This is a genomic window from Pseudomonas sp. LBUM1666 (assembly GCF_059695775.1).
Map to the genome: position 1 here is coordinate 3,579,893 of NZ_CP166789.1, position 13,047 is coordinate 3,592,939.

A 13,047-nucleotide genomic window follows, 5' to 3' on the forward strand; every position below is an offset into this window, starting at 1 on the left:
GGTTCACTCCATATCATCGATATGTCGATATTCGGCCTGCAACTCGGTAGCCATCACCTTAGCCCGCCCAAGCCGAATCGGCCCGCGTTCGATGTCGATCAGCAGCCCCGGACAATCAAGCGCCGGCAATATCGACCAGTCCTTCAATCGGCCATCGGTCACCAACAACAAGCGCTGATGTTCCGCCGGAAAACGCTTCTGCCTTACCGCCAGCCACCGCCCCGCCTCACCCAGCGCCGCCAGCAACGGCGTACCACCGCCCGCTCCCAGCCCATCAAGCCAGTTGCGCAAACCCGCGGAGGCTTTCAACCCTTGCACTTGCCATTTCGGCACATGACCACTGGCAGTGAGCAACGCCAGGCGTGCGCGTTGGCGATAGGCATCGTCGAACAGTTGCGCCAGCAAGCCCTTGGCATCGCTCAACGCCTGATGTCGACGAGTCGAAGCCGAGGCGTCAACGATCACCAGCCACAGCTCGTGGGGCGAACGGGTGCGCAAGTGAAACAAGACATCGTAGCGCTGACGCGGGCGGCCGTTCAGCAAGGTGCCGGGCCAATTGATCGAGCCGCTGCGCGCCGCGTGACGTTTACCCTGTTTGCCGTTATCCAGTCGTCCGGCGCGGGGTCTGGCATTCGCCCCCGCGTCAGATCGAGGGCGAATGCCTAGGGCTTTTTTGGCCAGCTCGGCACGTCACGTCGTGCGCCGACCGGGAGCGCCTGAGCGGGCATTTCACCCCATTGGCCCTGGCCTTCGCTCGGGTTGGAATGTTGAGTAGAAGGCGGCTGGCTTTGTTGCGGTGCCGGTGGCGATGGCTCACGGCGGCGATGGCGCAAGGCAAACTCGGCGACCGCGTCGATATCTTCCTCGGCGATGGCGCTCGCCCCGCGCCACGCTGCATGGGCACGCGCCGCGCGCAACCAGACCAGGTCGGCCCGCAAGCCATCGACACCGGCGGCAAAGCAGCGCTCGGTAATCTGCGCCAGCGTATGATCGTCAAGCGGGATACTTGCCAGCGCGCTGCGCGCTTTCTGGCAACGTTCGCGCAGCGACTGCTGTTGGCTTTCCCATTCGGCGCAGAAGTTGTGGGGATCGCTGTCGAAATCCAACCGTCGCCGGATGATCTGGCCGCGCTCGGTCGGTGCAGTGTGGCCACTGAGGGCGACGTTCAGGCCAAAACGGTCGAGCAGTTGCGGACGCAACTCACCCTCTTCCGGGTTCATGGTGCCGATCAGGACGAACCTCGCCGAATGCCGATGGGAAATGCCGTCGCGCTCGATCAGGTTGGTGCCGCTGGCGGCCACATCCAGCAGCAGGTCCACCAGGTGATCGGGCAGCAGGTTGACCTCATCGACGTAGAGCACGCCGCCGTCGGCCTTGGCCAGTACACCGGGAGAAAACTGTGCGCGCCCCTCGCTCAGGGCGGCGTCCAGGTCGAGGGTGCCCACCAGCCGTTCTTCGGTGGCGCCAAGCGGCAAGGTGACGAATTGGCCGCTGGCCAGTAGATCCGCCAGGCCTCGGGCCAGGGTCGATTTGGCCATGCCGCGAGGGCCTTCGATGAGTACGCCGCCGATTTTCGGGTCGATGGCGGTCAGGTAGAGGGCGAGCTTCAGATCGTCGGCGCCGACCACGGCGGATAGGGGGAAATGGGGGGTGTCGGTCATGGTTTGTCTGGGTCCGTGGTCGTTGGTTTGGTGGTGGGGTGTCAGGGGGATCGGCCCCTCACCCTAACCCTCTCCCCAGAGGGTAGAGGGGACTGACCGAGGTGCTTATCAGAAATTCAGCGACCTGGGCCTTCAGGTTGAACTCAAATTTTGGAAGCGATGAAGATCGGCTCCCTTTCCCCCTCTCCCCCGTGGGGAGAGGGCTGGGGTGAGGGGTGGCTCTAAAGAGCTCATCCATCTTCTTCAATATCCAACAACAAATTCTCCAGCGCCTCGCGATACTCGCCCGGCTCCTTCCACATCCCCCGCTGCTGCGCTTCCAGCATCCGCTCGGTCATGTCACGCAACGCATGCGGATTATGCTCGCGGACAAAATCCCGGGTCGCCGGATCCAGCAAATACGCATCCGCCAGCAACGCATACTGGTGATCGTCGATCAGCTGCGTTGTAGCGTCGAAGGCAAACAGGTTATCCACCGTCGCCGCCAGTTCAAACGCGCCTTTATAGCCGTGGCGCTTCACGCCGTCGATCCACTTCGGATTGGCTGCCCGGGAGCGAATCACTCGGTTGAGCTCTTCCTTCAACGTGCGGATCTTCGGTAAATCCGGCTGACTGTGATCGCCATGGTAACTGGCCGCGGCTTCACCACTGAGGCTTTCCACCGCCGCGAGCATGCCGCCCTGGAACTGGTAATAGTCGTTGGAATCAAGCAAGTCGTGTTCACGGTTGTCCTGGTTTTGCAACACAGCCTGAACCTGGCTCAGGCGCTGAGCGAACTGTTCTCGCGCCGCGGTGCCTTCGTCAGAACCGCCGTAAGCGTAGCCGCCCCAGTTCAGATAAACCTCGGCCAGGTCGTCGCGGCTTTGCCACAGACGACCGTCGATGGCGCCCTGCACGCCCGCGCCGTAAGCACCGGGTTTGGCGCCAAAGATGCGCCAACCGGCCTGACGCTTGGCCGCGTCTTCATCCAGCCCCGATTGCATCAACGCTTCGCGCTCGGCACGCACCTTGGCGGCCAGGGGGTTGAGGTCGTCCGGCTCATCGAGGGCGGCGACCGCTTGCACGGCGGCGTCGAACAGGCGGATCAGATTGGCAAAGGCATCGCGGAAGAATCCGGAGACGCGCAAAGTCACGTCCACCCGCGGACGGTCCAGCAGGCTCAGCGGCAGAATCTCGAAGTCGTCGACTCGCTGACTGCCCGTGGCCCAGACCGGGCGCACGCCCATCAGTGCCATGGCCTGGGCGATGTCGTCGCCGCCGGTGCGCATGGTCGCGGTGCCCCACACCGACAGGCCGAGCTGACGCAGGTGATCGCCGTGGTCTTGCAGGTGTCGTTCAAGAATCAGGTTGGCCGACTGGAAGCCGATACGCCACGCGGTGGTGGTCGGCAGGTTACGCACGTCCACCGAGTAGAAGTTGCGCCCGGTCGGCAGCACGTCGAGCCGACCGCGACTCGGCGCACCGCTGGGGCCGGCCGGCACGAAGCGGCCGCTGAGCGCATCGAGTAGACCGCGCATTTCCGCCGGGCCGCAGGCGTCCAGTCGTGGCGCGACGACTTCGCGCAGGCTGTCGACGATGGCTTTCACCTCTGACCAGCCTGGCGCGTTCAGTTGCTCAACCTCAGTGTGCAAGGCTCGCTCGATCAGTTGCCCGGCAAACAGTTCCAGACGTTCGCGGGTATCACCGGCTGTGCGCCAGACTTCATCGATGAGGGATTGCAGTTCAATCGGACGCGGCCCGCTCCAGGGTTCGGCAAGCGCACAATCCAGCGGATCGAAGCCCAACGTGAACGCCTTGGCCAAGGCCCGCAGCAGGCTCGATTGCGCACCACGTCCATCGCCACGCGGAATACGCAACAACGCCAACAACGTATCGATACGCAAACGCCCGGTCGGTGATTCGCCGAAAATGTGCAGGCCGTCGCGGATCTGCGACTCTTTCAAGTCGCACAAATACGTGTCCAGACGCGGCAACCAGATCGCTGCATCGGCATCACTGTCGAGTTTTTCGTCCAGTTGCAGTTCGCGGTCGATGTGCGTCTCGCGCACCAGTTGCAGGATGTCGCGCTGCAATTCCCGGGCACGGTGCGGATCGAGCAATTGCGCTTCGTAATACTCATCGGCGAGCAATTCGAGGTTGCGCAACGGCCCGTAAGTTTCGGCGCGGGTCAGCGGCGGCATCAGGTGATCGATGATCACCGCTTGCGTGCGGCGCTTGGCCTGGGCGCCCTCGCCCGGATCGTTGACGATGAACGGATAAATGTTCGGCAACGGCCCGAGCAGCGCATCCGGCCAGCAATTTTCCGACAGCCCGACGCCTTTGCCCGGCAGCCATTCGAGGTTGCCGTGCTTGCCGACGTGGATCACGCCGTGGGCGCCGTAGGTGTTGCGCAACCAGAAATAGAACGCCAGATAAGCGTGAGGCGGCACCAGATCCGGGTCGTGATACACCGCGCTCGGGTCCACCTGATAACCCCGCGCCGGTTGAATGCCGACGAAGGTCAGGCCAAAGCGCAGTCCGGCGATCATCATTCGCCCGCCACGGCACATCGGGTCGCTTTGCGGCGTGCCCCATCGTTCCAGCACGGCCTGGCGGTTGGCCTCGGGCAAGGCGTTGAACATCAGGTTGTAGTCGTCCATCGACAGGCTTTGATGACACGGACGCTGGTCGAGGGTGTCGAGGTCGTTGCTGACGCCGCCGAGCAATTGCTGGATCAACGCGGTGCCAGTGTCGGGCAATTCGGCGGGTAGCGGATAACCTTCTTTATAAAGCGCACGCAGGATGTTCAGCGCCGCGGCCGGCGTGTCGAGGCCGACACCATTGCCGATGCGACCGTCGCGGGTCGGGTAGTTGGCGAGGATCAGAGCGATGCGTTTTTCAGCGTTGGACACTCGCGCCAGATCAATCCAGCGCCGCGCCAGTTCGGCGACAAAATCCATGCGCTCCGGTTGTGGCCGATAGCAGACCACATCGGATTGACTGCGCTCGCTGCGCCAGGCCAGGTCCTTGAAGCTGATCGGTCGGCTGATGATCCGCCCGTCCAGTTCCGGCAGTGCGATGTGCATCGCCAGATCGCGTGGACCGAGGCCTTGTTCGCTGGCGCGCCAACCCGGTTCGTTGTCCTGGGCGCAGATCGCCTGGATCACCGGAATGTTGCGGCGAAACGGTCGCAAGTGCGGCGCTTCGGGGCTGGATTGAGCGAAACCGGTGGTGTTGAGAATCACCCCCGCCTCGACTTCGTCCAACAGGTCCTCGACCACCGTCAGGCAGCCGGGCTCTTTCAAACTGGCCACGGCAATCGGCAACGGATTCAACCCCGCCGCCTGCAACCGCTGGCAGAAAATGTCGATGAACCCGGTGTTCGCCGCCTGCAAATGCGAGCGGTAAAACAGCACCGCCGCCACCGGTTGATCGGCCTGCCAATCGGCTTGCCAATCCTTCAGTTCAGCGGGGCTTTTGTGCGGGTGGTAAATCGCCGTGCGCGGCAGGGTTTGCGGCTCGGCCCAGGCGTAGTCGCGATCCAGCCAACGATTGGCGAGACAGCGGAAAAAATCCAGGGCATTGCTCATGCCGCCCTGACGCAAAAACTGCCAGAGCCGATCGCGGTCGCAGGCAGCCACCGTGCTCAGCTCGCTGAGTTCCGGGTCCGGGCGGTCATCGCCTGGCACCAGAATCAGTTGCACGCCGCGCTGGGACAATTCCACCAGACGCTCGACGCCGTAACGCCAATAGGCGATGCCACCGTGGAGCGAAATCAGAATCACCTTGGCATGGCGCAGCACTTCGTCGACATACAGATCGACTGACGCGTGATTCTGCACCTGCATCGGATTGGCCAGACGCACGCTGGGGTAATCGTCGGGCAACTGCTGCGCCGCTTCGGCGAGCAACGCCAGGCTGGAGTCGCCGCTGCACAGGATCACCAGCTCGGCGGGGGTTTGTCCAAGGTCGGCAATGTTGTCATCCGACACGAAACCGCCGGGTTGGGTCCTGAGCAGATGCATGGCTTAAACGCTGAGCGCGGCGCGCAATTGCGCTTCAAGCAGAGTGGCGTCCAGTTCCTGGCCGATCAACACCAGACGCGTGGTGCGCGCTTCGTCGGCGCCCCACTGACGGTCAAAGTGTTTATCAAAACGCGTGCCCACGCCCTGGATCAGCAGGCGCATCGGTTTGTTCGGGATCGCCGCGAAACCTTTGACGCGCAGGATGCCGTGCTGGACCACCAGTTGGGTCAACGCGTCCAGCAGCAGGCTTTCGTCGGCTTGAGGCAGTTCGATGGAGATGGAGTCGAAGGCATCGTGGTCGTGATCGTCTTCGCCTTCATGGTGGTGATCGTGATGGCTGTGACGGCTGTCGATGTGTTCTTCAGAACCGGCGCCGAGTCCGATCAGCACGTCCAGTGGCAGACGACCGCTGCTGGCTTCAATGACTTTCACCGCTGGTGGCAGTTCTTCAGCGACTTCCAGGCGAACGCGGGCCAGGTCTTCAGGGCTGATCAGGTCGGCCTTGTTGAGGATCACCAGGTCGGCGCTGGCCAGTTGGTCAGCGAACAGCTCGTGCAGCGGCGATTCGTGATCCAGGTTCGGGTCGAGTTTGCGCTGGGCATCGACCTGGTCCGGGAAAGCCGCGAAGGTGCCGGCGGCGACCGCAGGGCTGTCGACCACGGTGATGACCGCGTCAACGGTGCAGGCGCTGCGGATTTCCGGCCACTGGAAGGCTTGCACCAGGGGTTTTGGCAGGGCCAGGCCCGAGGTTTCGATGAGGATGTGGTCGAGGTCGCCGCGACGGGCGACCAATTCGCGCATCACCGGGAAGAACTCTTCCTGAACGGTGCAGCACAGGCAGCCGTTGGCCAGCTCGTAGACGCGGCCGTTGGCTTCTTCTTCAGTGCAGCCGATGGAGCACTGTTTGAGGATTTCGCCGTCGATGCCCAGCTCGCCGAACTCGTTGACGATCACCGCAATGCGGCGGCCCTGGGCGTTGTCGAGCATGTGCCGCAGCAAGGTGGTTTTGCCCGAGCCGAGGAAACCGGTAACGATGGTGACGGGGAGTTTGGCCAGTGTTTTCATCGAATGCCCTTTGGCAAGGTGGCGGGCATACGGGACGACAATCGCTGCGACGGATGCGCGCGCGGAAGAGTTCGCCACCGGATCACCCCGCCCGGTTGTAGTGAGAATCTGTGTCGAGGCAGGTCTCCTGGCTGACGGTGTGCCGGGCTTGTGGGCCAGGCATTCGCTGCGCCTTCCCGCGAACCCGTTGCACAGGGTTTGCAGTGGCGTGGCAGCGAACATCACCGTTCACAGTTGCGGGGGCAGCCGCGGCATCGACCGCGTTCCCTTCTTAGCTTCGGCAGACGCCGAAGAACCTCGAAAGCGCAAGGCTACGCATCGTGTGGGGGCGGGTCAATGTCTTGTAGCGCCTGCACCGGCTCCTTCGCGAGCAGGCTCGCTCCCACAGTGACCGCATTTCCCCGCGGGAGCGAGCCTGCTCGCGAAGAAGTCACCTTGGTCTCGAGTTGAGAACCCTTGCCAATTGACGCCCAACCCTCGCCCATGCTCTCCTACACGCCTTGTTACGGGTGCCCTTCACAGGGTGAAACGGGAAACCGGTGAATCATGTGCTTTACTCTAAAGTCATGTCAGTCCGGTGCTGCCCCCGCAACGGTAAGCGAGCGAAGCGTCAGATCCACTGTGCCAGCAGTTCGGCATGGGAAGGTGATGCTTGCAGGTCAAGGCGAAAGCCAACGCCCCTCGTGAGCCCGGAGACCGGCCCGCAACACAAAGTGACCATTACGATCACTGAATAACAAACCCGCGGTGGGCGGGCGCTGTTTGAATCTCTGCGTGCCCGACTCGCAGGGGTCTTCCATGCGCTCTATATCACCCGCTGACAGACCAGAGGGAAGCGCCATGTCGATCATCAGCAGCACCGGCAGCAACACCGATAAGAGCACCGCCAGCACCACCAATACCCTGACTCAACGCCTGACCGCCGCCGCATGCGCGTCGATCCTGGGCGCGTGCCTTGTGTATTTCGCCGGTTTCTCGCACATCGAAGCGGTGCACAACGCCGCGCACGATACCCGCCACAGCTCTGCGTTCCCGTGCCATTGAGACCTGCTGACATGATCAAGCGTATTGCGCAAACCGCAGGGTTCACCGGGCTGTTGGCCGCCCTGTTGCTGACCCTGCTGCAAAGTTTCTGGGTGGCTCCGCTGATTCTGCAGGCCGAGACTTACGAAAAATCCGAGCCTGCCGCTGTTGAAGTTCACGAACACGCCGCAGGTGCTGTCGCCGCTCACACCCACGATGCTGAAGCCTGGGAACCGGAAGACGGCTGGCAGCGCGTGCTGTCCACCACCGGCGGCAACCTGGTGGTAGCAGTCGGTTTCGCCCTGATGCTCGCTGGCCTCTATACCTTGCGCGCACCGACCAAAACCTCCCAAGGCCTGCTTTGGGGCCTGGCCGGTTACGCCACGTTCGTGCTGGCACCGACCCTCGGTCTGCCGCCTGAGCTGCCGGGCACTGCCGCGGCTGATTTGGCGCAACGGCAGATCTGGTGGATCGGCACGGCCGCCTCCACCGCCGTCGGCATCGCATTGATTGTGTTCAGCCGTCACTGGCTAATGAAAGTGCTCGGCGTGGCAATCCTGGCCGTTCCTCACGTGATTGGCGCACCACAACCGGAAGTCCACTCGATGCTGGCTCCGGAAGCCCTGGAAGCGCAGTTCAAAATCGCTTCGCAGCTGACCAACGTGGCATTCTGGCTGGCCCTGGGCCTGATCAGTGCCTGGTTGTTCCGCCGCAAAAGCGATGGTCAGTACCACGCATGATTGAGATCAGCACAGCGCCGACGTTAGTGGTCGGCCTGGGCTGCCAGCGCGGCTGCCCCGTCAGCACGCTGCGGGCGCTGCTCGATCAGGCGTTACAGGCTCATAAAATCGAACTTCACCAGATCAAGGCCCTGGCCAGCATCGACCTGAAGCGCGAAGAGCCTGGCTTGATCGAATTGGCCGAACAGCTTGCGTTACCATTGCAGTATTTCAGCTGCGAACAATTGGCCGTCTATCAACCGCAACTTAGCCATCGTTCAGACATCGCGTTCGAACGCACCGGCTGCTACGGCGTCGCGGAAAGTGCCGCCCTGGCCCTGGCCGAACACTTGGCCCAGGCACCGGCAAAATTGCTGATCTCACGACAAAAATATGCCCAGGCCACCTTGGCGTTGGCCGGCGCTGCATAAAATCCTCGATAATCCCCGTCTTTGATCATGAGCAATCTTCATCTGAAGCCTTGCCCAGCCCCTTTTTCTCACAGGAACCGACGATGACCGTCTACTTCATTGGCGCAGGTCCCGGCGACCCGGAACTGATCACGGTCAAAGGCCAACGGCTGATTCGCAGCTGCCCGGTGATCATCTATGCTGGCTCCCTGGTGCCCGCCGCCGTGCTGGAAGGCCATCGCGCCGAACAGGTAGTCAACAGCGCCGAACTGCACCTGGAACAGATCATCGAGCTGATCAAATCTGCCCATGCCAAGGGCCAGGACGTGGCCCGGGTGCACTCTGGAGATCCGAGTCTTTATGGTGCGATTGGCGAGCAGATTCGCTACCTGCGCGAACTCGACATCCCGTTTGAAATCATTCCCGGTGTCACGGCCACGGCGGCCTGCGCGGCGCTTCTGGGCGCGGAACTGACGTTACCGGACGTGTCGCAAAGCGTGATCCTGACCCGCTACGCCGACAAGACTGCCATGCCCGCGGGCGAAGAGCTCGGCAGCCTGGCGCAGCACGGGGCGACTATGGCGATTCATCTGGGGGTCAATCATCTGGAGAAGATCCTGGCCGAATTGCTGCCGCATTACGGCGCGGATTGCCCGATCGCGGTGATTCACCGGGCGACCTGGCCGGATCAGGATTGGGTGGTGGGGACGCTTGAAGACATTGCCGCGAAGGTTGAAGCCAAGGGGTTTCGGCGCACGGCGTTGATTTTGGTGGGTCGGGTTTTGGGCAGTGATCACTTCAGTGAGTCGTCGCTGTATCGCGCAGGACATGCGCATTTGTATCGGCCATAGGGCCTCATCGTCGGAACGCCGCCCGGAGCAAGCTCGTTCCCACATTAGAATGCGATCAACTGTGGGAGCGAGCCTGCTCGCGAAGGCGTCAGTGAATTTCACGCATAAAAAAACGGCGCTCACGGGGCGCCGTTTTCTTATGTCTGCAGCGAACGCCTTACTTAGTAGTAGGCGTTTTCTTTCTGCGTGTGGTCGGTGACGTCACGAACGCCCTTGAGCTCGGGAATGCGCTCGAGCAAGGTGCGCTCGATGCCTTCGCGAAGGGTGACGTCTGCCTGGCCGCAGCCCTGGCAACCGCCGCCGAACTTCAGCACGGCGATGCCGTCTTCGACCACATCGATCAGGCTGACCTGACCGCCGTGGCTGGCCAGCCCCGGGTTGATCTCGGTTTGCAGGTAGTAGTTGATACGCTCGTTGACCGGACTGTCGGCATTGACCATCGGGACTTTGGCGTTTGGCGCCTTGATGGTGAGCTGGCCGCCCATACGGTCGGTGGCGTAATCGACTACCGCATCGTCCAGGAAGGCTTCGCTGAACGAGTCGATGTAAGCGGTGAAGCTTTTGAGCCCCAGCGCCGTGTCTTCAGGTTTTTCTTCGCCCGGCTTGCAGTAGGCAATGCAGGTTTCGGCGTACTGGGTGCCAGGCTGGGTGATAAAGACGCGGATGCCGATGCCTGGGGTGTTCTGCTTGGAGAGCAGATCAGCCAGATAATCGTGGGCGGCGTCGGTAATGGTAATAGCGGTCATGGAAACTCCTCGCAGGCTTGGGCGCAGTTTACGCCAATCATCGCGCCGTACAAAGTCCTAGTATTTTTGTCGGGAAAGAGCGGTTATCGCCATCCTCACCGGTTCACCGTCAATCCGGCCTTTAAGCCACCGATCGCTGCATTTTCCCACCCTTTCAAATCCGACACCAACCCACCCTCAAAGGTCGATCAATGATTCTCGTACCGGTTCATGTCCAGCACACCCTCTTCCACCGGTTCGGTCTCATGGACGTACCGGCTCAGGTCATGGAAGTAGAACCAGAACTGCGGATGGCTGCGACGAATCCCCCAGCGTTCGACGATTTTTTCAAACCGATTGGCGTCCTTGGCGTTTTCCATCTCGTCCACGAACTCAGGCACTTGCTCGGCCGGAATGTTGAACATGAAGTTCGGATAGCTGCTGAGCACACCCGGATAAATAGTCAATGTGTCGAGCCCTGGCTGATACCGCAGGGATTCACCGAGCAGGAACGCGACGTTACTGTGCGCCCGGTTGCGCAGCAGGCTGTAGATCTCGCGCTTGCCGCCCGCGGTTTCGATGCGCAGCAGGGTCGCTTCCGGCAACTTATCGATAACCTTCAGCCCGGCCGCCGGACACGAAGTCAGGCGACTCAACGCCTGCTCGGCGCTCTGCAAGGCCAGATCTATGTTCGGCCGCGAGCAATACGCGCCGTCACAACGGTTGATCGGATCCGGCTTGGCGTTGAGGTCGCCGTAACGGGCCAGCAACTGCAGGGCGAAATCGCGTTTCGGGTCCTTTTTGTCCAGTACCAGCGCCGTCTCTTTGTCGTTGTCGATGGCCTCGTAGTCCAGCCACATCTTGAATTTTCCGCCGTTCTGGTACCAGTCGTCGAGGTAATCGTCCCGCGAATCGGCCGGCATCAGGCGCAGGAAGTTTTGCTCGGCGCCGTTGCGAATCAGGTCGAAATACAGGCGGGTCTGGGCTTGATGGGAGACGTTGCCGAACACGTCGAAGTTGACTGCCAACTGATAATACGTGCGCTCCAGCAGCGGGAAGTCGAACAGCCACATCGTTTGCGGCACGTCACCGATCAGGCCTTTGTTCACCGAGGCACTGTCAAAATGCCGGAAGATCGTCAGCAAGGCGTTGTCGTTGCCGGCCCACAAGGTCGACCAACTCGGCGCCGGCGCATCGGCGTAACTGTCACGGCGCAGCGCCTCGTACTCGTTGCGCTTGTTGCGGTAGTCATGCCACAGGCTCAGGACGCTGCCGACATCGTCGTTCTGCCCCGGCATCGCCAGCAACGGTGTGGCCTGGCCGCGGTAGTTTGGATCGATAATATAGAGATCGTGCTCAGGCGCCTGGAACAGTGCCCAGAAGTTATCGCGGATCACGTCGGTGGCGATCTGCCCACGGCACACCGGGCCGCGAATAAACGTACGGACGAAGTATTCGGCGTTGTCGAGCATGAATTGATAACGCGCCTGGGCCGGGATCGCCTCGAACGTGGTGAACGGATTGGCCCGTCGCTCCGGCCCGTAGCCTGGCAAGGCGTTGACCTGCCAATTGCCGTTATAGAAGAGGCTTTTGATCCGTGCCATCTTCGCCGCGCTCAACGGGTAGGTGATGTGGGTTTTCTGCACAATCACGCCTTGCACCGGCCACAAGCGGTAATACACCTGAGTGCCTGGATCGTCATTCGGGCGGCGTGTGTTGATCAGATCGATCGGCTGGCCGGTCGGTGTGCGCGAACGTACCCATTGAAAAAAATGCCCCGGCTCGCCGTCCTTGAAATAGAGATGAGCGAGAAACCAATGCTCGAACAACCAGCGCCCCACCAGGCTTTGCCGTGCGCCCGGTGAATTGAGCAGGTTTTCCCACTGCACCACCTGCAACGCTTCTTTGGCGCTCGGCACAAGGCCTTGCTCGTCAATCGGCGCGCCGGACGCCAGCCAGCGTTGCAGCGTCTGGTATTGCTGGTCGGTCAGACCGGTGACCGCCAGCGGCATGCCCTCTTTGGGATGTGATTTGGCGTAGCCGTCGAACTCGGCCGGCATGGCGCACATGTTTTCCCGGTTCAGTCCAAGGACGATGTCCTCCGGCAACTTGGCGTTGGGTTGCAAGGGAGTTTTGTGGCCCAACTCAAGCATCCGCGCCATCAACGCGGCCTGACTGCCCTGAGCGTCGAGCACCGAATAGAAGTCCTTTTGCTGCCAGGCGCGTTTACCGAAAGCGTCATAAAACAGCCGGGTCGGCGCGGCAGCCTGGCGTCGTTCGCCGTCGTAGACCGGGATCTTGGTCGCGCCACGAGCAGCCCCTTCACCGCTGCCCAGGTTGAGCTGACAGGCGGAGTCATTGCAGGCATGGCAGGCCACACACTTTTCGGTGAAGATCGGTTGTATGTCCCGGCTGTAGGAAATGGCAGAGGAAATGGCCGGATCCTGCGCGGCGGCGCCCCAGCTTAAAAACAGCAAAACCATGCTGACGACGCGAAAAGACATATCCCTGGTCCCGATCATGAAAAAACGCCGCGATTCTACCGGTCTGCACCCCACTCAAACATGAGCGATATTCATGCAAAACCGG

Annotated in this window: 10 protein-coding genes and 2 riboswitches; of the genes, 4 read left to right on the forward strand and 6 right to left on the reverse strand. The window is 61.6% G+C overall.

Annotated elements, in window-relative coordinates; all coding sequences use genetic code 11:
* Positions 1-3: 3 nt before the first annotated feature.
* The 4 genes from ACA056_RS16220 to cobW form a co-directional block, all read right to left on the reverse strand.
* Complete coding sequence (locus tag ACA056_RS16220) at positions 4-660, reverse strand: vWA domain-containing protein (protein WP_497273546.1); 657 nt, start codon at positions 658-660, stop codon at positions 4-6.
* A 2-nt stretch (positions 661-662) separates the two neighbouring features.
* The gene (locus ACA056_RS16225; protein WP_497266068.1) at positions 663-1,661 is read right to left on the reverse strand and encodes a magnesium chelatase ATPase subunit I; all 999 of its coding nucleotides are present in this window, start codon (positions 1,659-1,661) and stop codon (positions 663-665) included.
* A 230-nt stretch (positions 1,662-1,891) separates the two neighbouring features.
* Positions 1,892-5,665, reverse strand: coding sequence for a cobaltochelatase subunit CobN (gene cobN, locus ACA056_RS16230; RefSeq protein WP_497266070.1), 3,774 nt, complete (start codon positions 5,663-5,665; stop codon positions 1,892-1,894).
* Positions 5,666-5,668: 3 nt separating this feature from the next.
* Positions 5,669-6,730 carry a cobalamin biosynthesis protein CobW gene (gene cobW / locus ACA056_RS16235; protein WP_149630175.1) on the reverse strand — a complete coding sequence of 354 codons (1,062 nt, stop codon included), beginning with the start codon at positions 6,728-6,730 and terminating at the stop codon, positions 5,669-5,671.
* Between the two features lie 100 nt (positions 6,731-6,830).
* A riboswitch (cobalamin riboswitch) is annotated at positions 6,831-7,045 on the reverse strand.
* A 175-nt stretch (positions 7,046-7,220) separates the two neighbouring features.
* A riboswitch (cobalamin riboswitch) is annotated at positions 7,221-7,449 on the forward strand.
* Between the two features lie 121 nt (positions 7,450-7,570).
* On the opposite strand from cobW, the gene ACA056_RS16240 reads away from it, so the two are divergent.
* The 4 genes from ACA056_RS16240 (at position 7,571) to cobM (ending at position 9,733) form a co-directional block, all read left to right on the forward strand.
* Positions 7,571-7,774 carry a CbtB domain-containing protein gene (locus tag ACA056_RS16240; RefSeq protein WP_056741506.1) on the forward strand — a complete coding sequence of 68 codons (204 nt, stop codon included), beginning with the start codon at positions 7,571-7,573 and terminating at the stop codon, positions 7,772-7,774.
* An 11-nt stretch (positions 7,775-7,785) separates the two neighbouring features.
* The gene (locus ACA056_RS16245) at positions 7,786-8,493 is read left to right on the forward strand and encodes a CbtA family protein (protein WP_497266073.1); all 708 of its coding nucleotides are present in this window, start codon (positions 7,786-7,788) and stop codon (positions 8,491-8,493) included.
* Positions 8,490-8,903 carry a cobalamin biosynthesis protein gene (locus tag ACA056_RS16250; RefSeq protein ID WP_497266075.1) on the forward strand — a complete coding sequence of 138 codons (414 nt, stop codon included), beginning with the start codon at positions 8,490-8,492 and terminating at the stop codon, positions 8,901-8,903. Before ACA056_RS16245 ends, ACA056_RS16250 begins: the two co-directional genes overlap by 4 nt.
* A gap of 83 nt (positions 8,904-8,986) precedes the next feature.
* Entirely contained in the window at positions 8,987-9,733 is a 747-nt protein-coding gene (cobM, locus tag ACA056_RS16255) for a precorrin-4 C(11)-methyltransferase (protein WP_008150987.1), read from the forward strand.
* 161 nt (positions 9,734-9,894) lie between these two features.
* Here the strand turns inward: cobM and nfuA are convergent, their stop codons facing one another.
* Positions 9,895-10,479: a Fe-S biogenesis protein NfuA gene (nfuA, locus tag ACA056_RS16260; RefSeq protein WP_007898222.1), complete on the reverse strand. Its 585-nt coding sequence runs from the start codon at positions 10,477-10,479 to the stop codon at positions 9,895-9,897.
* Between the two features lie 188 nt (positions 10,480-10,667).
* The gene (locus ACA056_RS16265) at positions 10,668-12,962 is read right to left on the reverse strand and encodes a fatty acid cis/trans isomerase (RefSeq protein WP_497266078.1); all 2,295 of its coding nucleotides are present in this window, start codon (positions 12,960-12,962) and stop codon (positions 10,668-10,670) included.
* Positions 12,963-13,047: the final 85 nt, after the last annotated feature.

Bases quoted from the DNA above. Each gene is read 5' to 3' on its own strand.
- ACA056_RS16265 (WP_497266078.1), bottom strand. From the start codon at position 12,962: ATGTCTTTTCGCGTCGTCAGCATGGTTTTGCTGTTTTTAAGCTGGGGC.
- cobM (WP_008150987.1), top strand. From the start codon at position 8,987: ATGACCGTCTACTTCATTGGCGCAGGTCCCGGCGACCCGGAACTGATC.
- nfuA (WP_007898222.1), bottom strand. From the start codon at position 10,479: ATGACCGCTATTACCATTACCGACGCCGCCCACGATTATCTGGCTGAT.
- ACA056_RS16225 (WP_497266068.1), bottom strand. From the start codon at position 1,661: ATGACCGACACCCCCCATTTCCCCCTATCCGCCGTGGTCGGCGCCGAC.
- cobW (WP_149630175.1), bottom strand. From the start codon at position 6,730: ATGAAAACACTGGCCAAACTCCCCGTCACCATCGTTACCGGTTTCCTC.
- ACA056_RS16245 (WP_497266073.1), top strand. From the start codon at position 7,786: ATGATCAAGCGTATTGCGCAAACCGCAGGGTTCACCGGGCTGTTGGCC.
- ACA056_RS16250 (WP_497266075.1), top strand. From the start codon at position 8,490: ATGATTGAGATCAGCACAGCGCCGACGTTAGTGGTCGGCCTGGGCTGC.
- cobN (WP_497266070.1), bottom strand. From the start codon at position 5,665: ATGCATCTGCTCAGGACCCAACCCGGCGGTTTCGTGTCGGATGACAAC.
- ACA056_RS16240 (WP_056741506.1), top strand. From the start codon at position 7,571: ATGTCGATCATCAGCAGCACCGGCAGCAACACCGATAAGAGCACCGCC.